This is a genomic window from Christiangramia marina, from assembly GCF_048285865.1.
Lineage (GTDB): Bacteria > Bacteroidota > Bacteroidia > Flavobacteriales > Flavobacteriaceae > Christiangramia > Christiangramia marina.
In genome coordinates, this window is sequence record NZ_JBLVTK010000001.1 from 1325790 (window position 1) to 1349891 (window position 24102).

A 24102-nucleotide genomic window follows, 5' to 3' on the forward strand; every position below is an offset into this window, starting at 1 on the left:
TTCGTTTATTATCGTCCTTGCGGAAATCTCAACAATCATTAAAGATCTGACTCAGAAATTGATCATATTTTTTCAGTTCTCTGGGAACATCTGCGTTCTTTTCCATATCGTGGAAATGCGTTGAAGCGATAAATTCCAGACCAATAAATTTATTCATTTTATGAAAAGCGTAAAGTGGTCCTTCATCCACACTCTTCTGGTCGAAAAATTCTCCCTCAAGCTTAAAAGCGTCTTCCGGTGCGTTCCAGCTAGTTGTTAATAGATACTTCTTCCCATGAAGACTTCCTCCAGTTCCATAATTAATAGAAGGATTCTTCCTGCTTCTTCCATCGCTTGTATATATTCCATTTTGATGCCCTGCAGTAAAGACTTTGTCTATGTACTCCTTAAATCCAAAAGGAACCTGAAACCACCATATTGGAGTGTGGTAAATTATAATGTCTGCCCATTTGTACTTCTCAACTTCTTCTTCTAAATCGTATTTTTTTCCAACTTCAGTTGTTCTAACATCAAAGCCTGGTCTATTCGCGAAATAATTTGTGGTGTTCTGTAATAGCGTTTTATTAAAACGGCCGGGAGAATGCGCGAAAGTGTGTCCACCGTTTATTACAAAAATATTCTTCATAGCATTTTAAATTATTAGTTCGGGACAAAATTAAAGGCTATTATACCATCATAAAAATAGTATGATTTATACCTTTGTATTAAAATAGTAATAGATGGTAAGTATGGAATGGTATCGCACATTCGTAGCGATCTATGAGAAAAGTACCTTAACAAAAGCTGCTGAGGCCTTATTTACAAGTCAGCCAGGGGTAAGCGTTCATTTGAATGCACTGGAATCCTATATAGGTCGTAAACTGTTTGAAAGGACATCGCGTAGAATGATCCCAACAGAAGAAGGTAAACAACTTTACAATTTTGTACTGGATGCAGTTAAAAAATTGGAAAAGGCTGAACAACATTTCAAGAAAACTTCCCAAGAAGAAGTGCCTTCCATTAATATTGGAATGTGTACTGAAACCTTTCAAACGATACTCGAACCTGAAATTTCAAGTTTAGATTTCAACCTGCTGGCAAAGTTTGGAGATCATCAGGAATTGATTAAAGATCTAAATAATGGCATTCTGGATTTAGTCATAACCCCTAAGTTTGATACTAAAAACTCTCTCGCGACCTATGAAGCATTTACGAAAGAGAATATCGTAATGGTGGCTGGAAAAGATTCGGAATTAAAAGAGATAAACTCTTTAATCGACAATGAAGGTTTCGGTGAGCTGGAGAAGATTTTAAAAAGGCAGACCTGGTATAGCGCATCTAATGAGATGGACCACTTTAGACGTTTCTGGTATGAAAACTTCAAAAAGAGGGTAGATTTTAAACCGAATTATATTTTACCAAATATTGGTTCTATTATAAGATCTATAGAGAATAAAAAAGGCTTCGCCATAGTGCCCGATTTCTTAGTAAATGATTCACTCAGAGACGCTAAGATTCAACTAGTGTGGTCTGGTAAAAAAGAAGTTAGTAATATTCTCTACTTCGCTACTCGAAGTGATCTAAAACATAAAGAAGAGACCGGAGTTATTAAAGGTATTTTTAGAAGAAAAATGATTAAGTTGAAGTAAGTTGATTACAGAAGTATTTCAAACTATAAGGATTATTTTTTTTTGGTGATGCAATTTCTATAAACTCAATCTACCAAAATTTAGATAGTTCTTTGTGCTGGCATTTTTAGTCAGGCTCCTCATATCTATATAATGTGCACAGACTGTAATCGAGTCCATCGTGAAAAAACTAAAAACTGAAAAACCGACCCTAAGGTCGGTTTTTGAAGATTTTATATTTCCTGATATTACATTGCGGTGTATCCAAATCTCTGTCCTGCAACAGATACTCCAACCATCGCACCAGCTTTAGGCATAGTTGCTACAGCTGTACCATTGGTAAACTTAATGGTTTTAGATTTTCCTTTTTCCAGAATTACCGCAGTGGCATTTCCAGATAATTCATAATCTCCTTCTTGGAACTTGTTCAAGTCTTCTTCGTTTTCGAAGAAAATTACTTCTCGATAAGCTTTTCCACCAACCTGCAGTCCTATATCAACTTGCTTCAAATTAGCATATCCAACCATTGTTCCTTTTTCGTAAACAATTCCGTTTCCAGAAGCACCACCAATGATATAAGCACCTTTTCCAACATTTGGGAAAATTGCGTATCCAGCGGAACTTGCAAATAACTCAGCAAGATTAGGTTCTGCTGCGGTCATTGCTGCTTTGGCTTCCGTAGCATCGGCTTTAAGATCGGTCATATCTCCCGTTTTAGTGGATCCACAACTTACTATTCCAATGAATAGCATTAATAATCCGGCCTTTTTTAAGTAAACATTTAAATTTTTCATGACTTATTCTTTTGGTGATTCAAAACTAATCGAATCATATAACAAGTCCTGTTAAGCTCAAGTTATTTGGGAATATCTTAAAGCAGAACCTAAAGACGATGTTAAAATATGTGCTGTTGATGTAGTCATGCAAATATTGAAGAATATTTATAATCTGCTAATATATAGTGTAATACAAATATTTGGTATTGAATTGAGCTAATAATATAAGCTATTGAGTTAAGCCATGCTCGGTATTCTGGATACTTTAGCTTTTGAATTTAGTTAAATATTAGGGGCTCGACTTGTAGGGAATCGGCCCCTTTTTATATGTTCAATTTTCAGCTTCGAAAATTTCTTCGATCGTTTTGTCAAACAGGTGCGAGAGTTTGAATGCTAAAGGTAAACTGGGGTCAAACTTTCCTTTCTCTATAGCATTAATAGTTTGTCTGGATACATTTAGTCTTTTTGCAAGTTCGGCCTGCGTCAAATCATGCTCGGCTCTTAAAATTTTAATTCTGTTTTTCATCGATACCTGTATTGCCCAATTACTACTCCTGCGAAATAGCTTAGCCCAATCACAATTACCAGATGCGAAATTTCAGCATCGAAATTAATAAGGTTTGTCACATCCATTGTCGAGTAGCTAATTCCAAGAATGAGAGCGATCCCTAGTGATAAGCCCATTGCCTCAAGATGGATCTTTCTTTGTAACTCGTCCAGGCTTTCCAGGTGCTTTATGTTGGCTATGATCATTCCAACTCCAATTAGTAGATTAATGATTAGCAAAATGGTTGTGAGCGTGTTATTGCCTGTCCATAGATAAAGATTTCCAAATACCACCACTGCCAGGGATGTAACCCAAAGTGTGGTCCATAAAGCCAGGAGCTTCGTGCGTCCGGTTGTATAGTTTTTACTCGTTGATTTTTCCATGATGTAAAGTTTATTTGACACAAATATAGAAAAAGAATCTAATTAGAGTGGTTTGTTTTACAAAAAGTAAATAAAACTTTACATTCAGTTTTACTTTTTTAGTATTTCAGTCATGATAAGATTTTGCTAAACTCCTCCTGTATCCATTCTGAAACCTAAGTTTTCTATATCTTCGAATCTCTCAAATCTTCCAAAATGATGACTCACACAAACCGAAATATTTCTGAAGCCGATTTTGATATTACCATTCCTATAAAGATTGGTTATCCTGCGCTAAATGATTTTCTAAAGCAGAAATTGGTTGGTGAGATCATCAGCAAAGAGAATGAGGAAGGCGAAAAGTCTAACTACGCCCAGATCCTGGACATTACGATTGAGAAAAGTGACAATCCGGAATACGATTTATGTCTGCCTGTTACAGTGCAAACGCTTACTAGTTTTTTTAAGAACAAGCAGGTTAAATTTTTGTTCTACGCGAGTTTACACCTAGATCGTGAACTCCAAAAAATTGCACTTGCAAACTATGAGATCGATGGTCAGAATAACAACTGGTTTGTAAATCAGGCTTTAGAAACTGTTGTGAACAAATGGTTGTACGCTAAATTGAAGGAAAAAATGAATTTTAATTTCATGCCTCAACTGGAAGAGCAAATGAATTCCTTGAACAGTAAATTGGAAAATAGGATAGAAGCCAAGGAAGGCATCAATCTTATTGGTTTCCTGGAAGATCTTGAAGTTGCGCAGTTTATGGCTGACGAAAATGACCTTTGGATCTCTATGCGCTTGAGGGCAAATGGTGTGGTTGAAATAGATAAAATTAAACTTCCCTAAGATGAAGCTGAATCACTATATCGATCATACGCTATTAAAACCTGAAGCCAGTCCTCAGGCAATTATAAAACTTTGTCAGGAAGCGATTGATTATGAGTTCTATGCGGTTTGTGTTTCCGGATGTTATGCCTATTTAGCTGCAGAGCAAGTTAGACAATCTAATGTAAAGCTAGCCGTTACTGTAGGCTTCCCATTGGGTTCTTCAACTTCGGAAGCAAAAGTGCAAGAGGCCAAAATTGCGATTAAACAAGGTGCAGATGAGATCGACATGGTTCTGAATATTGGTTTTCTTAAAGCTGGGTTGACTGAAGAAGTTGAAGAGGAAATAAGGTCTGTAAAGTCGGTAATTGGAGATAGAATACTCAAAGTCATTCTGGAAACCTGTTATCTAAGCAATTCTGAAATGGTAAAGGCCTGTATGATTTCAGAAAAAGCAGGAGCTGATTTTGTGAAAACTTCTACAGGTTTTGGTACTGCTGGTGCTAGTATCGAACATATAAAGCTTATGAAGCAAAGCATTGGTGGCAATATGAAAATCAAAGCTTCAGGAGGAATTCGAGATACAAAGACAGCCTTAGAATTTGTAAATGCCGGTGCAGACCGCATTGGAACCTCTTCCGGGATTCAGATTGTTTCCGGCTAATAGGTCTCATAGGATTTTTCTTACTTCATTTTGTTCATATCGTCTTAATAACTAGGCTCTAAAGTATTTGTTTACAGAACTTTAATAAGTCGATTTTTACCTAAATTATTCCTATTCAACTTATAATTTCTGTTGCTTTGAGACAATCTAATTTAGTGTTCCGGTTATTCCTTGTTGTTTTTATGGGAATGATCGTGAAGGGTACGGCACAGGTTCATAAATCTCTGCAGGAAGTCAGGATGATCAATAGCTTTACAAATGCTGAAAAGGTCCATATTCAGCAAGCTAACGGTGATCATCTCTGGATCACAACGCCATTAAAAGTTATTCGATATAACTCTGCGGAAGTAGAGGATTACAATAAATTTCGGGGTATTCCATCTGAAATTGGGAAACAATATCGTGCTACGTTAACAGATTCCAGGGGACAGGTATGGCTTACCGGAGATAAAGGTATGGCTGTTCTCGAGAGCGGAAAGCAGGATTTTAGATTTGTAAGTTCCATGCCCGGGAAGGTCTATGAGATGCTGGAAGACCCGGCGGGTCAGTTATGGCTGGCTGCAGAGAACGGTATTTTCAAGCTGAACGTCGATTCTAAAGCTAAGGATTTCGGACTTTCAAGATTTCTTTCTGAAAATACTCAGGCAACCACATCTACTATCTTTAACGACGAAATCATTTTTGCCGGGCCAAATGCTGTGATTGCTATTAATAGGAGATCCGGGAAATTAAGACGACTTAAAACTTCATATTACGAAAATCTGGAGTTCACGGCACTTCTACCACTCGGTAATAAGTTGTTGCTGGCTACCAATAGAAAGGGGATGTTCGAATTCGATGCACAACTAGATAGATTTCAGAAGATCTACAGGTTGCCTTTCGATCTTACCAGAGGTCATATAACAGATTTACTCAAAACCAACGATAAGGTCATTGCCCTAACCCGTGATAATGGGGTATATAAATTCGATGAGGAACTAAAATTTATTAAAAAAGAGGAAAGCTTTCCGAAGCAATTATTTGCAGGCCAGTTAAATGATAAAAACTTGCTCTGGTTAGTTGGAAATGACGGGCTCTATCTGAAAAATCTATCTTCAGAATCTATATGGCAATTGCACCATGATCCTGCGAAATATTCGAGTCTGGCAGGCAATAGGTTAAGTGCCATGGCCACAGATTCTCGTGGACACGTTTGGTTTGGAACCAGTGAAGGCCTGAGCATCTGGAACCCTGAGACCGATCGCTATAGTCATATCAAAAATTTGAACTACAAAAAGGCAAGACAAAATCCAGACAAGATAACTTCTATTGCTGCTAACGGACAGTATGTATGGGTTGCCACCGGTGAAGATGGTGTGTATAAGATAAATATCAATACACTCCTTAGAGCTCATTATGCACCCACCGCACTTTACAAAACAGAGGTTCTGGAAGCAAATGCCCTATTTATTGATTCTTCTGAAAATACATGGATTGGCGGAGAAACAGGTTATTTGACTAGAATCGATACTTCCAATGAGATCAAAACCTTTCCTTTAAAAGAAGTCCAGGCAATTGCAGAACTCGGGCCCAGAAAACTGATCGTCGCAACCAGGAATCGTGTTCATTCCATAGACCCCATTAGTGGTCGTATTAGCGATCTTGATATGCTTACTGCCAGCGAAACCATGCATTATTATGCCATCAATCAATTGTATATCACTCAGCAGGGCATAGGTCTATTTGCAACAGAAGGCACAGGTTTGATCGCGTATAATTTTGAAACGGAAGCTTTAGACATCTTTGATGAAGATTTTGGTTTACCGTCTAATAATGTGGAAGGAGTGATCGTGGAGGATGAAAATTACTGGATATCTACAGATGAAGGTCTTGCAAGTTATGATCCAAAAGAAAAGAACCTTAGAGTATTCAGTGAATTAAACGGACTTACAACTTTTGAACTAACTACAGGTTTTACTAAAATGACGAACGGTTCCCTTGTCCTGGGGACAGCGAAAGGGGTTAATATTTTTAAGCCGAAAAGTATGCTGGCGCAGCAGGAGTTGAAACCTGAAGTGGAATTCAGAACTCTAATGCAGGCTTCAGTTCGTAATGAAAAGCAAAGAAGGATCTCGTTACTAAGTGGTTCGATCATCGAAGTAAAAGAAAATACAGGTTTTCAGGTAGCATTTCAGGGATTATCATTCTGGTCTCCAGATGAATTGCTCTATAGCTGGAGAATGCAGGGAATTGAAGATGAATGGTCCAAACCATCAAAAGTGAATTCAGCGAATTATGCCAGTCTGCCTCCGGGAAATTATATGTTTGAAGTAAGGTCAAAACTACCAGATTCCAGTTGGTCTGAAATTAAACAGATTCCCGTAGAAGTCGCAGCAGTTTCAGGAGGGATTGGAGTTGTGTATCTATTTATGGGAATTGGAATTATAGCGGCTGTGATCATATTTGCCTACGTATTCGTTCTTCGTTCCAGAAATGCCGACAGGCAGGCCAAGGAAGAACTTAGAGCAAAACTGCAACAGGAGTTTCAGAAACCTGTGGAAAGCGCGGTACAATCTTTAAGTAAGATCTCAGCTTCTAAAGATGCGGATAATCAAGAGGATCTACAGCGATATGCTGCAAGGTTTGATGATCTTTTCAACCAGATCCTGAATTTCAATTATGAAGAATCTGTCTATGAAATTTCCAGTATAAAATTAGATGCACATCTTCCAGAAGTTGTAAATGAGATCGAACCGGTCTACAAATTGAAAGATCTGGACTTGATCATTAATAACCATTGGGGAGAAGAACCTTTTTATTACAATCTTGAGATGCTGGATAAGATCTTCTTTAGTTTGATATCGGGCAGTGCTGGGTATTCGGTTAAAAATGGAAAGATCATTCTAAATCTTATTCGCACTAGTGTTGGAGATCTGAAGGTTCAGATCACAGATACCGGAAAAGGCATTCCTGCACAGGATATTAAGGTGCTGGAAAAGAAGCGTGGTCTGGATCAACGAATGAAGTTTAGAGATAAGAGCGGACTTCGTTATATCCTTAAGGCTATGGAACTCATTAATAAAGCTGGAGGAAGCTTCAATTTTGAAACGCAAAGTAATGAAGGTTCAACATACACTGCTGTATTAAAGAACAGGCAGGAAGATTATCGCAGGGTGCCCCAACGTGCTGCCGGAATCCTTCAGTCTAAAAACACTCAGAAGGCAATTGCTAAATCCCTTCCAAAGGAAATTGAAAATCTTAGTGGCAGTAAGATATTGATCATTGACTCTCAAACTTCCTCCAGGGAACTGCTGGCCAATTCAATTGGTCATCACTGCCAGGTTTACCAGGCGGCAACGGCTGAAGAAGGCATTGAAAAAGCAAGTATGATCTTTCCAGATATCATAATTGCAGCGAGCATGCTGTCAGATATGAACACTATTCAACTATCTAAAATGCTTAGGCGTAATCCTGCTCTCAACCATATCGATATATTCATGATTACAAATGAGGGACAGCAATTTGATCCAGAACAGGTAGCTGAAATTACTAAACTTATCAGTGAACCTTTGAAGGTCACATTATTGATGAATAAGATCGCTTCAACCTTGAAAAGTCAGCAGGTATTTCGAGAAGGCTTTATCAAAAGTCATATGCAAAGTGGTGACATAGTATACAGGTCTGATCGTAATAGAAAATTTATTCAGGAATCAAAACAGACTATCCTTGATAATATTGAAAAAGACAATTTCACTGTGCACGATCTTAGCGCTTCCTTAGGTATTTCGAGTAACACACTGTTCATGAAACTTAAAAGTCTGGTGAACCTTTCACCTCAAGAATTTATAGAGTTTGTCCATGCAGAATACGGAAGAGAATTGCTGAACGATGGTGATTTTAATACCATGGAGGTGTCATACAAAGCAGGGTTTTCCAGTCCAAAACGCCTTCAGGAAAGTCTGAAGAAATTCTACGGAAAGGATTATAATTCTATCTTAGAGCGGTAGTTTCCAGTATTCATTCCACAAAAAAAAGCCTGTTCGTCAAGAACAGGCTTTTTTATTCTACTAATAGTTATTAGCCTACCAGTTGTAGTTCACTAAAATCCTTCTTTATGATCATGCTTTTATCTTCAGCATTGTATTGCAGTGTCTCTAACGGCACTTCTTCATTTTCGTAGAATACTCGTCTAATTTCAAATGGAAGTCCGTGTAGATTCAGTTTAAAGGTTTCATAGGAAGCTGAGAACTTTCCGCTCTTATGCTGCTGGATGATCACCTCATCTTCTTTACCTGTTAGCTTAAATGTTCGAAGGCTATAAATGTTCTGGCGGTATTCATAACCATCGTGCGCATCTTCATAAAATTCAGAATTCTCTTTTCCTAGTTTGTAATATACATCAAGCGTCATTTGTTTAATCTCTACCTGATCTACATATTGCTGGATCGGGTATTTAGGAATTATTGCTCCGGCCTTGATAAATATTGGTACGATATCCAGTGGCGCGTCAACCCAAATTTCCTTACCACCATTTACCAGGTTATCGTTCCAGAAGTTGTACCACTGGCCTTTTGGAATATACATTCTTCGTCCCTGTACATTTGGTTCCTGAATTGGGCACACCAGGATCTGGTTTCCGAAGATAAATTCATCAGATCTATAGTGGGTTTGCACATCTTCCTGGTCAAAATAAACCAGCGGTTTTAGAATTGGCTGCCCTTCCTGTACGTAATTATAGAACGCCGTGTATAAATATGGCAATAGCTGATAACGCAATTCTACGAACTTCCTGCTAATGTCAAGTACGTCCTCTCCGAAGAACCATGGTTCCTGTTCGCCATGATCTCCCGAGGAATGAACACGGCAGAAAGGATGAAAAATTCCTAGTTGTATCCATCTGGTATAAAGTTCTCCTGAAGGCTGCTCGGCAAAACCACCAATATCTGATCCGGCAAAGCTCATTCCGCTCATACAAAGTCGTTGTATCTGGACATTTGCAAGCCATAAATGTTCCCAGGTAGCGACATTGTCACCAGTCCAGGTTGAAGTATAGCGCTGTCCTCCAGAATAATTAGCCCTGGTAATAATGAACGGCCGCTTCGGGAAATTGAACTTTTTAACTCCTTCATAGGTGGCTCTCGCCATCTGCATTCCGTAGATATTATGAGCTTTTCTATGGCTACATGCATGACCATCATAATCATGTCTAACATCCAGCGGGAAAGTTTTTCCTGGAACCTCCATCACTGCCGGTTCGTTCATATCGTTCCAGACTCCTTTTACTCCAATTTCACCAATAAGTTCTCTGTACAAACCGCTCCACCATTCACGTACATCGGGATTGGTGAAATCTGGAAAGTAACATTCCCCCGGCCAGACCTTACCTCGCATGTATGGTCCATCTGCACGGCGGCAGAAATAGTCTTTGTCCAAAGCTTCTTTAAAAACATCATAGCTCAGGTCTATTTTGATACCTGGATCGATGATGGCAACTGTTTTAAAGCCGTCCTCTTCCAGTTCACGAACCATTCGTTTAGGATCTGGAAAGAATTCCTTGTTCCAGGTAAAGCAACGGAAGCCTTCCATATAGTCAATATCCAGGTAGATCGCATCACAAGGGAAATTCAATTCCCGGAATTTTGAAGTGATCTCCTTAACTTTGCTTTCAGGGTAATAACTCCATTTGCACTGGTGAAATCCCAGTGCCCACATTGGTGGCAATTCTGGTTTACCGGTAAGATCTGTATACGTTGTGAGGACATCGGTCATTTGAGGACCGTAAATGAAGTAATAATTCATCTCCCCGCCATCTGCCCAGAAGCTGGTTACGTTTCGTCGTTCACTACAAAAATCAAAATGTGTTTTAAATGTATTGTCGAAAAAGATTCCGTAGGAAATATTCTGTTGAAGCCCCATGTAGAAAGGAACAGCTTTATAAAGTTCGTTAGTATCCTTTCCGTAAGCATATTGATCTGTATTCCAGAGACTCAGTCTTTTACCCTTTAAATTGAAGTTGGTTGGCTTGTCCCCAAGTCCGAAAAAACTTTCCTGGTCTTTCGAAGATTTGCTCATTTTGACAAAATTCCCTCCAAACTCGAAGCTTTCTTCCCAATGGAACCCAAGTTCGTCTTCCAGAATGATCTTACCGTTATGTTCGTACATCCCTACACGCAGATCGTCCTTGGCAACTTTACAAATGAACTTTTCAGTCTTTACAACAACGTGTGTGTCCTCTTCTGAAATTTCCAGGTGGTTAAACCCATGAGGATGATTTTGATCTACTGCATATGAAAAGTCGTGCTCAAAAATACCATTGGTAGTATATCGAAATCGCATCATGTTGTCCCGAAGGATCGTTAGTTGTAGCCTTACGCCGTTTTTAGTGATAAAATTGACGGTATCCTGATCGTGTTCGTAAGAAATCAGGCCGGTAGGGTATAGATTTCCCTTATGTTCAAGTTCTGTATTCGTAATCATTTTTCTTAGCTTCTAATTATTCCGGCGATCAATAGTTGCAGCCAGAGTATTATTTTTTTTGATATTATGTAAGTTTAAATACCACTGTTGCAAGTGGAGGAACTGTAATTTTTGCTGAAAATTCTTTCCCGTGGAAAGCTTCTTTTTCGATTTTAATGGCCTCATTCGTCACTCCAGATCCTCCGTATTTCGTATCATCTGAGTTAAAAATCTCTTTTAGTTTTCCCTTCTTCGGAAGACCAATGGAATATTCTTTCAATACAGTGGGAGTGAAATTACAGACAACTGCCAGTATTTCTTTTTCTGAAGTTCCCTTTCTCAAGTAACTGATCACCGAATTCTGATTGTCATCAAATGAGATCCATTCAAATCCTTCTTCACTGAATTGGTTATCGTATAATGCAGGTTGTTTTTTATAAAGTATGTTGAGATCGGTAAGTGCCTTCTTGATACCATAATGAGAATCCTGCTCCAGCAAGTGCCAGTCAAGGCTGGTATTGTAGTTCCATTCTGCATACTGTCCCAGCTCAGCTCCCATAAACAAAAGTTTCGCACCTGGATGTGTATACATATAACTATACATCAATCTCAAATTTGCAAAACGCTGCCAGTCGTCACCCGGCATTCTGCCAAGCAATGATTTTTTCCCGTAGACAACTTCATCGTGACTTAGAGGCAATACGAAGTTCTCAGTAAATGTATAAGTCATACTGAAGGTGATATCATTTTGATGATACCTGCGATGAATAGGATCCTTTTTAAAATATTCCAGGGTATCGTGCATCCAGCCCATCATCCATTTCATTCCAAAACCTAAACCACCATGACTTACCGGCCTGGAAACTTTAGGAAATGAGGTGGATTCTTCAGCAATTGTTTGTACTCCCTGGAAGCTGCTATATACTTCAGTATTAAGATCTTTTATAAAACTAATGGCATCGAGGTTTTCTCTTCCGCCCTCAGCATTAGGTTCCCATTCGCCATCTTCTCTGGAATAATCCAGGTATAACATGGAAGCTACGGCGTCTACACGAAGACCGTCGATATGGTATTTATCCAGCCAGAAAACTGCGTTGCTTATCAAAAAGGAACGAACTTCATTTCTGCCATAATTAAAAATGAGACTTTTCCAGTCCTGGTGATAGCCTTTGCGTGGATCTGGATGTTCGTATAGATGCGAACCATCAAATTTACCAAGACCATGTTTGTCTTCTGGAAAATGTGAAGGCACCCAATCCAGAATGACTCCAATGCCAGCTTTATGAAAAGCATCCAGCAATTGCATGAATTCCTGGGGATCGCCAAATCTGGAGGTGGGAGCAAAGTATCCGGTTAATTGATAGCCCCAGCTCGGGTCATAAGGGAATTCCATTATTGGCATGAATTCTACATGCGTGAACTCCATTTCCTTTACATAACTTACCAACTCATCTGCCATTTCAAGGTAAGTAAGAGAACGGTTTTCGAGGGTATTCTTTCTCCACGAGCCAAGATGAACTTCATAAACAGAATAAGGCTTATCCAGTGCATTCACCTCTTCACGACGGGACATGAATTTCTTATCCTTCCATTTGTAACCCAGCTCCCAGACAATTGAAGCCGTATTTGGTGGATGTTCACATCTTAAAGCGTAAGGATCAGCCTTTTCAAGAATTTCACCGTTGTAATTAGATACAATTCTGAATTTATATTTATCGCCTTTCTTAGCACCCGGAATAAAACCTTCCCAGATGCCACTCTCATCCCAGCGTACATTTAGAGGATGGTCATCAATATTCCAGTAATTAAAATCACCAATTACGGAAACCAACTTTGCCGAGGGAGCCCAGACAGAAAAGTAAACTCCATCCTGTCCTTCATGAGTTATTAAATGAGCACCGAACTTTTCGTACAGTCTGTAATGTTTACCCGATCTAAAAAGTGAAATGTCAAATTCTGTAAATAATGAGTAAACCTGTACTTCCTGTTTCATGCGTCGTTTTTAATTGTATTTACGGTTAAATTTTATTTCTGAAATTCTCTGTTGAATTAAACCCAGGTTTGATTCCTGAAATTACCGATCAGGAAATAAAAATAACAAACTGATATTTAAAAATACCGGCAATCTCAAAGTTGTTTCGGTTTTTGAGCTTTAATTGAGAAGTTTATAGTGAAATCCTGTATTCGTTTATAATTTGCTGAAGATTAGGTTTTAAACGGTTGATTTATTGCAGATTCCCGAATAATATAGAGACATATAATCAGGCATTCTGAAGGCTATCCAGTTTATTAGGCGCCACCGGAGCGGGTACGGCATTTTCAACTGGCTTAGTAGACTTTAAATAACGAAAAATAGATTCAAGATCCTTATCGGTCAGCTCACTGTAATTCTGCCACGGCATAGGTGGTAAGATCATCCTGCCACCGGAATCTCCTTTGAGTTTTCCTTCTCTAATAGCAGTTTTAAACCTTTGCATGCTCCAGTTACCCAGTCCCGTGTCACTAGAAGTAAGATTTGAAGCATAACTGATTCCCCATGGACCTATGGCCACGGTAAGATCACCGCTCATTTGTATCCATCCATTTTTGATCGCTTCTGAAGAAAACGAAGGAAGGCTATCTCCAGACTGGTAACCCGAAAGAGCCAGCTCTGGTATGATCTCTGGACCTCTTTCTGTCATTCGTTTTGGAGAATGGCAATCATGACAACCTATAGTGTTTACGAGGTATTCACCATGCGAAATACTATCCTGAAGGCTAAGTTCCTGAGCCGGAACTTTAGCGTAATCATTCTTATCCTGGCAGGAAATAAGTACGATAGTTAAAGCTAAGAAGCCTGAATTTATAAACTTGAATAAGATCGATGGGCTTTTTTTAGAAATTTCCATAAGATTGTAATTAGTTGATTGTCAATACTTAAAAATAATAAATATTTCATTATTAGTAGTTCTGCCATTCATAACACTACTGAAGTTTTACTTCTATTCTGAAATATGGAGTGCTAGTAGTATCTTTGCAAAATGACAACAAACAACCTCGAACAGGGATTTTTTGGAATCGGAATTCAAAATGGTAAAACGCCTGAAAATCTTGGTGTTTTATGGCGTTCAGCTCAAAATATGGGAGCGAGTTTTATTTTCACCATTGGCAACAGGTACGCGAAACAGGCTTGTGATACCCATAAAGCGGTAGGTGCAATGCCTTATTTCCATTATGAAAGTTTCGCGGAATTTTACAAGCATCTACCAAAAGGTGCAATGCTGGTAGGTGTGGAGCTTGCTGAAAGCGCAGTTTCTCTGGAAACTTTCAAACATCCCAGGCGCTGCGTCTATTTGCTTGGGGCTGAAGATCATGGTCTATCCAACGAAGCGATCGAAAAATCACATCATCTGGTAAAGTTTAGTTCTACCTTAAGTTTGAATGTTTCTGTGGCCGGAAGTATTGTAATGTATGACCGCGGAATGAAATCTGAATTTTCTACTTAAGCTTCATTTTCTGATGCTCGTTCCTTGCTGAACAAATTTTTCTCCTTGATCATTTTAGCTGTAAGGCCTGGAACCATATCTTCCCATTCCGGATTGCCCTCGCGTATCATTTCGTATACTTTTCTAGGATGAATTTCTAAAGAATCTCTATCATACTCAGTAATATCGATTACCTTATTGTTATCTATGAAAAAATTATAAAGCTCTCGCATTCTTGGATGCACTTTTAAATTCGAGCTATCGATGATCTCCCCGGTTTTTTCATCAAGCATTGGGTAGAGATATACCTTTAAACTTTTAAAGAAAAGTTTGCCGAAGGCTTCCAGGATTCCCCCGCTTAGGTGTCTGTAATATTTCTCATTAAAAATGTCCACGAGATTATCTGCTCCCATGGCCAGACCCAGTTCTTTCTTGGTATGCTGCGCAAAATATTCAACGACCTTATAATATTCCTGAAAATTGGAGATCATTACTGTCTGTCCCGAAGCACAAAGAAGATCTGCACGATCCAGGAAATCTTTTTCATTTATTTCACCTTCAGCTTTAAGATTGTTCAAGGTCATTTCAAAGATGGTAACCGTATTTTCAGGATCGACCTCTTCCTGTTCCAGAAACAGTTTCCTTGAGGTCATGTACATATTGAGATTCAGATTGGTTACTGGACGAAAACTACCTCTAAGTGTAAGGATGTTCTTTTTATAAAGTGCATTTGCCGGTAGAATATTGTTTCCGTCTTTGGAGAACATCACCGCATCTGTTATACCATCTTTGACAAGCTCCAGGCTCATAAGTCGGTTATCGACATCTTTAAAAACCGGACCGCGAAAGTTGATAGAATCAATTTCGATCTTATCTGTGCTTAAGTGATCGTATAATTTTTTGATGAGCACCTTAGGATCATTACTCTGGTAGAATGCAGCATAGATGAGGTTTACACCCATGATTCCCAGGCTAATTTGCTGTTGGGAAGCATTATTTTCATGAAACTGAACATGAAGTATGATCTCGCTATATTCCTGCTTTGGTTCTCGCTGAAATTTTATTCCCAGCCACCCGTGACCTTTGTATTTCTTTGCCCAGTCTATAGTGGCTACCGTATTAGCGTAACTAAAAAATAATTTATCTGGATATTTTTTTCTGGAAAGCCGCTTTTCGATCAAAGTTGCTTCATAATCGATCATGCCTTTTAATCTTGCCTCGGTGACATAACGGTTCTGAGGATCGAGTCCATAGATCGCATCACTAAAATCCTTGTCGTAGGCGCTAAGCGTTTTCGCAATCGTCCCTTTTGGGTTTCTTGCTCTAAAAAAATGACGAACAGTTTCCTGTCCCGCACCAATTTCAGCGAAAGTTCCATAGATGTTTTCGTTGAGGTTCAGGCGTGTGCACTTATTCTCTACGGAAAGTATGTTTTGGAATTCATCCTCGCTTAATTCGGCCATTTGCAGATTGTTTTGGTTGGTAGCTGAAAGTTAGGAATATTAAAACAACCCTATGCTCGTTTTAAGTAATGTTTAAAAGAATTTAACTCCTTAAGGCTTCAATAGAGCGCTTAATTTTTGGAAGTAATTTTACTTTGAAAATTAAGTATCTTGAACTTTAAATAAAATTTTCATGAAGAAGATACTTATCATTCTAATAGCATTTCTAGGTTACAACAGCAGTGCTCAGACTAATACCTTCAGTTTTAGTAAGGATCATGACGCTTTACTCGTAGAAGATCTCTCCCGCTCAGCAAAATTCTATTCCGAAGTATTAGGACTGGAAGAAATAGATAACGGAGGATTGCCTGCCAGTATCAGGTGGTTTCAGCTAAAAGATTCCGTACAGATCCATTTGATCGAGAGCGAGGAAGTTCCTGCTAGCCACAAAGGTGTGCATATGAGCTTAAATACTTCGGAATTGGATAAATTCATGAAGTTTCTGCAGGAACATAATATTGCTTTTGAAAACTGGCCGGGCGAAAGTAAGAAAACAAACACCCGCCCTGATGGGATTAAACAGATCTACCTGCGAGATCCAGACGGTTACTGGATCGAGATCAATGACAACATGCTTTAAGATTCATCTGCCGCCACCTTGTAGTCAGGATCTTCCAGAATATTAACTTCTATGATAGCATCTGCATTTTTCAGTAGCCTAATGCAGTCATCGCTTAAATGTCTAAGGTGGACTTTTTTGCCCACTTTGCTATATTTCTGAGTCACGGCATTCAAGGCTTCAATAGCAGACATATCTGAAACGCGACTGTCTTTAAAGTCGATAATGATCTCTTCTGGATCGTTCAATGCGTCAAATTTTTCAGCAAAATTAGTGGTGGAAGCAAAGAATAAAGGTCCGTAGATCTCGTAATGCTTTACCCCGTTCTCATCGATAAATTTTCTGGCTCTAATTCTTTTCGCGCTTTCCCAGGCAAAGAACAGTGCAGAAAGGATCACACCTACCAGAACTGCTAAGGCAAGGTTGTGCAGAAATACGGTAATTAATGCTACGATAACCACCAGGAAAATATCCTTTTTAGGTACTTTATTAAAGATCTTTAAACTAACCCATTCAAAAGTTCCAATTGCCACCATGATCATTACACCAACCAAAGCTGCCATTGGGAGTTTTTCGATAATAGGAGCGCCAAATAGAATGATCGCAAGAATTGTAAATGCTGCAATGATTCCAGATAACCGCGCTCTTGATCCCGCAGAAAGGTTTACAAGAGTTTGAGCGATCATTGGGCAACCACCCATTCCGAAGAAAAATCCGTTTAGAATATTAGAACCACCCTGCGCGATACATTCTCTGTTACCGTTTCCTTTAGTTTCAGTGATCTCATCTACAAGGTTCAGGGTTAATAAACCTTCAGTTAAACCAACTGCCGCCATGATCATAGAATAAGGAGCGATCAATTCTATGGTTTCCCAGGTTAGTGGAATTTGAGGAATATGGAATGGAGGAAAACCACCACTAACAGAGGCAATATCTTTTACTGTTTTGGTGTCTATTCCGAAGAAATATACAAGTAGAAACACAACAATGATGGCAACTAAAGAAGAAGGAACAGCCTTAGTGACCTTAGGTAAAAGCACCACGATGGCAATCGTTAAAGCGACCAGGCCACCCATGATATAAAGTGCAGTTCCAGAAAGCCATTCTATATCACCGTTCACTACGGTTTTAAACTGATCCAGCTGCGACATGAAAATGACGATAGCCAGACCATTCACAAACCCGAACATTACGGGATGAGGTACCAGTCTTATAAATTTACCAAGCTTAAACACACCAATGATGATCTGGAAAACTCCTGCTAATGCAACTGCGGCAAGAACGTATTCGAGTCCGTCTGACTTCATTAACGCGATCAAAACAATTACAGTGGCGCCGGCACCTCCAGAGATCATTCCCGGTCTACCACCAAATATTGCGGTTACCAAACCAGCAATGAAAGAAGCGTAAAGACCCATTAGCGGAGGAAAACCAGCCAGAATAGCGAAAGAAAGTGACTCGGGAATCATGGTCATAGCAACCGTTAATCCAGCAAGTACTTCAGTTTTATAATTAACCTGTTGTTTGAAGTCGAATAAGTTCAGTACTTTTTTCATAATGAGGCTTTTTCAGCTTAATTTTAAGAAGCGGCAAAAATAGTCATTAAAAACAGAAGCGCAACCCGATCGTATTTTTGATTGAAATTTTTACTAAATTTTGATTATCAAATGATTATATTCATAATATCATACTAGAAAGGTACGCTAAATAGTAAATTCCAGTGGGCTGAACGCCGAATGTTAGAAATTGAACAAAGATTAGGTAACAGTTCACAAATGAAATACCTTTGCAAAAATTTTCATTATGGCACATAAGGCCGGTTTCGTAAATATCATAGGTAACCCAAATGTTGGGAAATCCACTTTAATGAATGCTTTCGTTGGTGAAAGACTTTCAATAATCACTTCAAAAGCACAAACAACCCGTCATAGAATTCTGGGTATTGTGAATGGAGAAGATTTCCAGATGATCTTAAGTGATACACCCGGGATCATTAAACCAGCTTACGAGCTACAGGCTTCCATGATGGATTTTGTGAAATCTGCTTTTGAAGATGCAGATGTCCTGATCTATATTGTTGAAATTGGAGAAGAAGGATTAAAGGATGAAGCATTCTTTAAAAAGATCGAAAACTCTGAAGTGCCGGTTTTATTATTACTGAATAAGATCGATAAATCAAACCAGGATCAACTTGAAGAACAGGTAAAGTACTGGAGTGAAAAAGTGCCAACGGCCGAAATTCACCCAATTTCAGCATTGGAGGGTTTTAATGTGGCAGAGGTATTTAACAGGATCATCGAGTTATTGCCAGAATCTCCGGCTTTCTATCCTAAGGATACGCTTACCGATAAGCCTGAACGATTTTTCGTGAACGAGATCATTCGTGAAAAGATCCTTATGCATTACAAAAAGGAAATTCCTTATAGTGTAGAGATCGAAACTGGTGAATTTTTTGAAGAGGAAAAGATCATCAGGTTGCGTAGTGTGATCATGGTAGAACGAGATACCCAGAAGGGGATCATTATTGGTCATAAAGGTGCCGCATTAAAAAGAGTAGGAGTAGAGGCTAGAAAGGACCTGGAGAAATTCTTCGGAAAACAGGTGCATTTAGAACTTTATGTAAAAGTGAATAAGAACTGGAGAAGTGATGCCAGGCAGCTGAAGAGATTTGGCTATACAGATAAGAAGTAACTACATTTCAAGAATACAGGAAGTTGAGCTAATTAGCTTAAAATCATTAATTTTGCTTCCTGAAATCAATATCATATTATGGGCAATATTGTCGCCATTGTAGGGAGACCAAACGTTGGTAAATCTACTTTTTTTAACAGGCTTATACAGCGTAGAGAGGCCATTATCGATTCTGTTAGTGGTGTAACCAGGGACAGACATTATGGGAAATCTGACTGGAATGGTCATAAATTCTCCCTTATCGATACCGGTGGGTATGTGAAAGGTAGCGACGATGTTTTTGAAGCTGAAATCGATAAGCAGGTAGAGCTTGCGATCGAAGAAGCAGATGCGATCATTTTTATCGTAGATGTGGAAACAGGAGTGACGTCTATGGATGAAGAAGTAGCCAACCTACTTCGTAGAGTGGACAAGCCTGTTTTACTTGCAGTGAATAAAGTGGATAATAACAAACGTCTTGCTAACGCGGTAGAATTTTACTCGCTTGGTCTGGGTGATTATTTTCCAATTGCCAGTACAAACGGTAGTGGAACCGGAGATCTTCTGGATGCACTTGTAGAAGCTCTACCAGTAATTGAAGAAGAGGAAGATACAGAATTACCAAGATTCGCGGTCGTGGGCCGTCCAAATGCAGGGAAATCTTCATTTATTAATTCCCTGATCGGGGAAGATCGTTATATCGTAACCGATATTGCCGGGACTACCCGTGACTCTATCGATACTAGATATAACAGGTTTGGTTTCGAATTTAACCTTGTAGATACTGCAGGAATTCGTAGAAAATCTAAGGTTAAGGAAAATCTTGAATTTTACTCAGTGATGCGTTCTGTGCGTGCGATCGAGAACTGTGATGTTTGTCTTTTGGTGCTGGATGCAACCCGTGGGTTTGATGGTCAGGTTCAGAATATCTTCTGGCTGGCCCAGAGAAACTCCAAGGGAATCGTGATCCTGGTGAATAAGTGGGATCTTCTGGATAAGGAGACCAATACGCTTAAGGATTACGAAGCCATGATTCGTCGTGAGATCGAGCCGTTTACAGATGTGCCGATCGTATTTATTTCTGTTCTAACTAAACAGCGGGTTTTCAAGGCAATTGAAACTGCTGTAAAGGTTTTTGAAAACAGAAGTAAAAAGATCAAGACCCGTTTACTTAATGATATTATGCTGGCGATCATTGAAAAGAATCCACCGCCAGCCTACAAAGGAAAATACGTAAAGATCAAGTTCTGTACACAATTGCCAACACCACATCCACAGTTTGCATTTTTCTGTAACCTGCCACAGTATGTTCGTGACCCATATAAACGTTTCTTAGAGAATAAGTTACGTCAGGAATTTGATTTTCAAGGGGTGCCTATCAGTATCTTTTTTAGAAAAAAGTAAAAGAAACCTTAAACTTTTAACGTTGTAGGTAGTCTAAATCTCAAACCAATGTTCAGTAATGAGCATTGGTTCAAATTTTTATACTATCTATATGCGAAATTATTTCAGCTTGCTGCTACTTTTAGTGAGTGCGCTAAGCTTTGCCCAGGAATTCGAAGTATCCGGAAAGATCGTTGATACGGAATCCAATCCTCTTGAATCTGCTACTGTTTATGTCGAAAAGATTGCTGATAGCAGTCTGGTCACCTATACCATTTCTGAAAAGGACGGGAGTTTCCTTCTGAAAGGAAATACCGAAAGTAAGGCCGTAAATCTGTACGTAAGTTACGCTGGTTTTAAACCTTACCGTAAGCAAATAGAAATTACCAAAAAGCAGGATGTAGGTGCTATTTCTTTGGAAATCCTGGATAACGCGCTGGATGAGGTTACTCTAACCGCTACAAGAGCACCAATTTCTGTTAAACAGGACACGCTGGAATTCAATGCCAATTCTTTCAATACCAGGCAGGATGCCAACCTGGAAGAACTCATGAAAAAGCTCCCGGGAGTAGAAGTGGATAGCGATGGTAATATTACCGTGAACGGAAAGCCTGTTTCGAGAATCCTGGTAAACGGTAAGGAATTCTTCGGAAATGATCCTAAGATCGCTACGAAAAACCTTCCGAAGGAAATCATAGATAAGATCCAGGTAGTCGATACCAAAACAAGAAGTGAAGATTTTACCGGAAAGGCAGGAGATTCAGAAAATAAGACCATCAATATTGAACTGAAGGAAGACAAGAACAAAGGCTGGTTTTCACGGGCAACTGCCGGTGGTGGTACAGATGACCGATATGAGCTTAGTGGTATCGCCAATTATTTTAAAGATGACCTCAGGGTAAGTGTACTTGCTAGTTCCAATAATATCAATAGTTCCGGATTTAGTTTTGATGAGGTTTTCGACATGATGGGTGGAAACGCCCGGAGTGTAAGGTTCAATGGGAATGGAAGTTTCAGTATCAATGGAACCGGTTTTGGATCTAATAATGGGATTACGAAATCTGAAACCGGCGGATTCAACTTTGTAAATGAATGGGACAATGGTATGGAACTCACCGCCGATTACTTCTATGGAGGATCAGATACAGAGACCAGAACCAGGATCGAACGGGAGAATATTCTTCCAGACTCCAGGTATTTCACTAATTCCACCAGCTCCAGTAATTTACTGAATGATAGTCATAGAGCCACACTTCGATATGAAGTAGAATTTGATACTCTAACGAGGCTTTCCATCGCTCCACGATTCAATGCTAACATTGGAACGTCCTATCGAGATCGATATGAAGAAAACCTGGATGAAGACATGCAACTTCAGAATACCACACTTATAGATGAAACTGAAGATCTTACAAGTCTGGATTTTAGTAATGATATTAACTTTATAAAACGCTTTGGAAGCAGAGGTTCTTATCTTCAATTGGATCTGGACCATGCCCACAGCAAACAGGAGAACGAGAACATTTATTTTTCTGAAAGCACCTTCATAAATAACCCTGAAAATGATATCGTTCAGGATCAATTTATAGATCAGGATGAAAATTCCAATTCTTTTAGTGTTGGAGCTTCAAAAAGAAGTGTATTGGCAGATAAATTCTTCCTGGACATCAATTATGAGTTTGATACTCAAAAGAGCAGTAATACCAGAAGTGTTTTTGATGCTGTTGATGGTGAGTATACTAATTTCAATGAGCTATTGAGTAATGATTTTGAATTCCGTAGTTTCAAACATACTCCAAACGCCGGACTTAATTATGAAGGTGAGAAATGGCGGGTTAGTTCTGAGGTTGGGTTGCTTAGCACAACTTTGAAGACCGAGAACTTTATAGAAGATATTCGCTTCGACAATACTTTTAATAACGTGTATGTGGATGCCGATCTTCGGTATTCTCCTGAAAGATCCAAAAGTATAAGTATTGGTTACAGTACAAATGCCGATGTTCCTTCAGTGAGACAACTGCAGCCAGTGGTGGATAGAACAAATCCTACAAATATCATCATTGGTAACCCTGAGCTTGAACCAACCTTTAATCAACGCGTGAACTTGAATTACAGAAACTTCGATTTTGCTTCCCGAAGCGGAATCTTTGCATATGCCTATTTCAATTTCACAGATAATCAGGTGGCCGCAACCAGCAGCGTGGATAATTTTGTTAGAACTACAACCTATACCAATGTAGATGGAGTTATTAACGGAAATCTGGGAGCTTCTTACAGTAAAAGCTATAAGAAGGACGCTACAGAATTTAGATATAGGATTGGAGCAAATGGAGGCTATAACAGGAATGTAGGCTTTATTAATGCTGTACAGTATGAATCTGATCAATTTACGGTAACTCCTACTTTAAGTCTTACTTACGCGATCGATGAAGTCTTTGAGCTTGAACCAGGTTACTCGGCGACCTTCAATGATATTCAGTACGATATCAATAGTGGAAGAGATCAAAATTATGTAAACCATAGTCTGTCTCTTGAAACTACAACCTACTGGCCAAAGAACGTGGTTTTTGGAAATGATATCTCCTATAATAAATTTGGAAATGTTGCTCCGGGATTCGACAGTACGAGTCTATTGTGGAATATGAGTCTTGGGTACCAGTTCCTGAAAGACAATGCTACTGTAAAAGTGAAGGTATATGATTTACTGGATCAAAATGTGGATACTAGAAGACTTGTAGGAGACGATTATATTCAGGATGTGAATAACCTCGTTCTGCAACGATATGCAATGCTGAGTTTTACTTACAAGCTAAGTAGTTTTGGAGGTGGAAAGGCGCCATCCAGAAGAGGAGGTAGAATGATACGTATGTAATAGAAAAAAATAGTAGGTTTTTTGGTACAGAATTTCATCAAATTAGTGCGTTTGACGATTTTCCAATGACCTGGCCGAAAAAATTATGATTTAACTGCTTAAGTGATTATATTATAGTGAGTTATGTATAAATCAAAAATAACAGGCGTATGGAAATCTTTACTGAATTTGTGGACAACTACAAGATGAGTATTCATGGCCTGAACATTATCGCAAAGATACTGGTCATGCTTACCCTACTATTTATTTTTGCCGCCATTGTTGGTGCAGTAGTAAACGTAGTACTTCACACTGTTTGATAACACTGCATTCTGAGGAATCAGGTTGTTATGCAAAAAGCCGGAATGCCAATTCCGGCTTTTTGTATTTAATACGATGTTCACTTATATGCATAAAAAAACCCGATTCAGATGAATCGGGTTTTTAAAGG

19 protein-coding genes are annotated in these 24102 nt (G+C 39.0%); 10 read left to right on the plus strand and 9 right to left on the minus strand.

Annotation, left to right across the window (positions count from 1 at the left end):
- Positions 1-28: 28 nt before the first annotated feature.
- Positions 29-625: an NAD(P)H-dependent oxidoreductase gene (locus ACNKXS_RS06170; RefSeq protein WP_417920071.1), complete on the minus strand. Its 597-nt coding sequence runs from the start codon at positions 623-625 to the stop codon at positions 29-31.
- Between the two features lie 94 nt (positions 626-719).
- On the opposite strand from ACNKXS_RS06170, the gene ACNKXS_RS06175 reads away from it, so the two are divergent.
- A complete protein-coding gene (locus ACNKXS_RS06175; protein ID WP_417920072.1) occupies positions 720-1628 on the plus strand; it encodes a LysR family transcriptional regulator in 909 nt (302 codons plus the stop codon).
- Positions 1629-1855: 227 nt separating this feature from the next.
- Here the strand turns inward: ACNKXS_RS06175 and ACNKXS_RS06180 are convergent, their stop codons facing one another.
- The 3 genes from ACNKXS_RS06180 to ACNKXS_RS06190 all read right to left on the minus strand — a co-directional run bounded on the left by ACNKXS_RS06180 (position 1856) and on the right by ACNKXS_RS06190 (position 3313).
- On the minus strand, positions 1856-2401 hold the full coding sequence (locus ACNKXS_RS06180) for a lipid-binding SYLF domain-containing protein (protein ID WP_417920073.1): 546 nt from the start codon (positions 2399-2401) through the stop codon (positions 1856-1858).
- Between the two features lie 313 nt (positions 2402-2714).
- Positions 2715-2909 carry a helix-turn-helix transcriptional regulator gene (locus ACNKXS_RS06185; RefSeq protein WP_295179705.1) on the minus strand — a complete coding sequence of 65 codons (195 nt, stop codon included), beginning with the start codon at positions 2907-2909 and terminating at the stop codon, positions 2715-2717.
- A complete protein-coding gene (locus ACNKXS_RS06190) occupies positions 2906-3313 on the minus strand; it encodes a hypothetical protein (RefSeq protein WP_417920074.1) in 408 nt (135 codons plus the stop codon). Before ACNKXS_RS06190 ends, ACNKXS_RS06185 begins: the two co-directional genes overlap by 4 nt.
- 195 nt (positions 3314-3508) lie before the next feature.
- Between ACNKXS_RS06190 and ACNKXS_RS06195 the strand changes: the two genes are divergently transcribed.
- From ACNKXS_RS06195 to ACNKXS_RS06205, 3 genes are all read left to right on the plus strand, one after another.
- A complete protein-coding gene (locus ACNKXS_RS06195) occupies positions 3509-4144 on the plus strand; it encodes a DUF4403 family protein (protein ID WP_417920075.1) in 636 nt (211 codons plus the stop codon).
- A 1-nt stretch (position 4145) separates the two neighbouring features.
- Positions 4146-4787, plus strand: coding sequence for a deoxyribose-phosphate aldolase (gene deoC, locus ACNKXS_RS06200; protein ID WP_417920076.1), 642 nt, complete (start codon positions 4146-4148; stop codon positions 4785-4787).
- A gap of 137 nt (positions 4788-4924) precedes the next feature.
- A complete protein-coding gene (locus ACNKXS_RS06205) occupies positions 4925-8773 on the plus strand; it encodes a hybrid sensor histidine kinase/response regulator transcription factor (RefSeq protein ID WP_417920077.1) in 3849 nt (1282 codons plus the stop codon).
- Between the two features lie 70 nt (positions 8774-8843).
- Here ACNKXS_RS06205 and ACNKXS_RS06210 read toward each other — a convergent pair whose 3' ends face one another.
- The 3 genes from ACNKXS_RS06210 to ACNKXS_RS06220 form a co-directional block, all read right to left on the minus strand.
- On the minus strand, positions 8844-11243 hold the full coding sequence (locus ACNKXS_RS06210; RefSeq protein ID WP_417920078.1) for a glycoside hydrolase family 31 protein: 2400 nt from the start codon (positions 11241-11243) through the stop codon (positions 8844-8846).
- 64 nt (positions 11244-11307) lie between these two features.
- Positions 11308-13215 carry a 1,4-alpha-glucan branching protein GlgB gene (glgB, locus tag ACNKXS_RS06215; RefSeq protein ID WP_417920079.1) on the minus strand — a complete coding sequence of 636 codons (1908 nt, stop codon included), beginning with the start codon at positions 13213-13215 and terminating at the stop codon, positions 11308-11310.
- Positions 13216-13483: 268 nt separating this feature from the next.
- Positions 13484-14110: a diheme cytochrome c-553 gene (locus ACNKXS_RS06220; protein ID WP_417920080.1), complete on the minus strand. Its 627-nt coding sequence runs from the start codon at positions 14108-14110 to the stop codon at positions 13484-13486.
- 132 nt (positions 14111-14242) lie between these two features.
- Between ACNKXS_RS06220 and ACNKXS_RS06225 the strand changes: the two genes are divergently transcribed.
- Positions 14243-14707 (plus strand): RNA methyltransferase, encoded by a 465-nt coding sequence (locus tag ACNKXS_RS06225; RefSeq protein WP_417920081.1) that lies wholly within the window; start codon positions 14243-14245, stop codon positions 14705-14707.
- Here ACNKXS_RS06225 and ACNKXS_RS06230 read toward each other — a convergent pair.
- Positions 14704-16149, minus strand: a complete 1446-nt coding sequence (locus ACNKXS_RS06230; RefSeq protein WP_417920082.1) for a TonB-dependent receptor — start codon at positions 16147-16149, stop codon at positions 14704-14706. The genes ACNKXS_RS06225 and ACNKXS_RS06230 overlap by 4 nt on opposite strands.
- A gap of 172 nt (positions 16150-16321) precedes the next feature.
- Between ACNKXS_RS06230 and ACNKXS_RS06235 the strand changes: the two genes are divergently transcribed.
- Positions 16322-16768 carry a VOC family protein gene (locus tag ACNKXS_RS06235; RefSeq protein ID WP_417920083.1) on the plus strand — a complete coding sequence of 149 codons (447 nt, stop codon included), beginning with the start codon at positions 16322-16324 and terminating at the stop codon, positions 16766-16768.
- Here ACNKXS_RS06235 and ACNKXS_RS06240 read toward each other — a convergent pair.
- Positions 16765-18303, minus strand: a complete 1539-nt coding sequence (locus ACNKXS_RS06240) for a SulP family inorganic anion transporter (protein ID WP_141876727.1) — start codon at positions 18301-18303, stop codon at positions 16765-16767. The two genes, ACNKXS_RS06235 and ACNKXS_RS06240, sit on opposite strands and share 4 nt — an antisense overlap.
- Positions 18304-18550: 247 nt before the next feature.
- Here ACNKXS_RS06240 and era point away from each other — a divergent pair, with 247 nt between their 5' ends.
- From era to ACNKXS_RS06260, 4 genes are all read left to right on the plus strand, one after another.
- Positions 18551-19438 carry a GTPase Era gene (gene era, locus ACNKXS_RS06245; RefSeq protein ID WP_417920084.1) on the plus strand — a complete coding sequence of 296 codons (888 nt, stop codon included), beginning with the start codon at positions 18551-18553 and terminating at the stop codon, positions 19436-19438.
- Between the two features lie 78 nt (positions 19439-19516).
- On the plus strand, positions 19517-20821 hold the full coding sequence (der, locus tag ACNKXS_RS06250) for a ribosome biogenesis GTPase Der (protein ID WP_141876729.1): 1305 nt from the start codon (positions 19517-19519) through the stop codon (positions 20819-20821).
- 58 nt (positions 20822-20879) lie between these two features.
- On the plus strand, positions 20880-23672 hold the full coding sequence (locus ACNKXS_RS06255; RefSeq protein WP_417920085.1) for an outer membrane beta-barrel protein: 2793 nt from the start codon (positions 20880-20882) through the stop codon (positions 23670-23672).
- 149 nt (positions 23673-23821) lie between these two features.
- Positions 23822-23971: a hypothetical protein gene (locus ACNKXS_RS06260; RefSeq protein WP_417920086.1), complete on the plus strand. Its 150-nt coding sequence runs from the start codon at positions 23822-23824 to the stop codon at positions 23969-23971.
- The last annotated feature ends 131 nt before the right edge of the window (positions 23972-24102 follow it).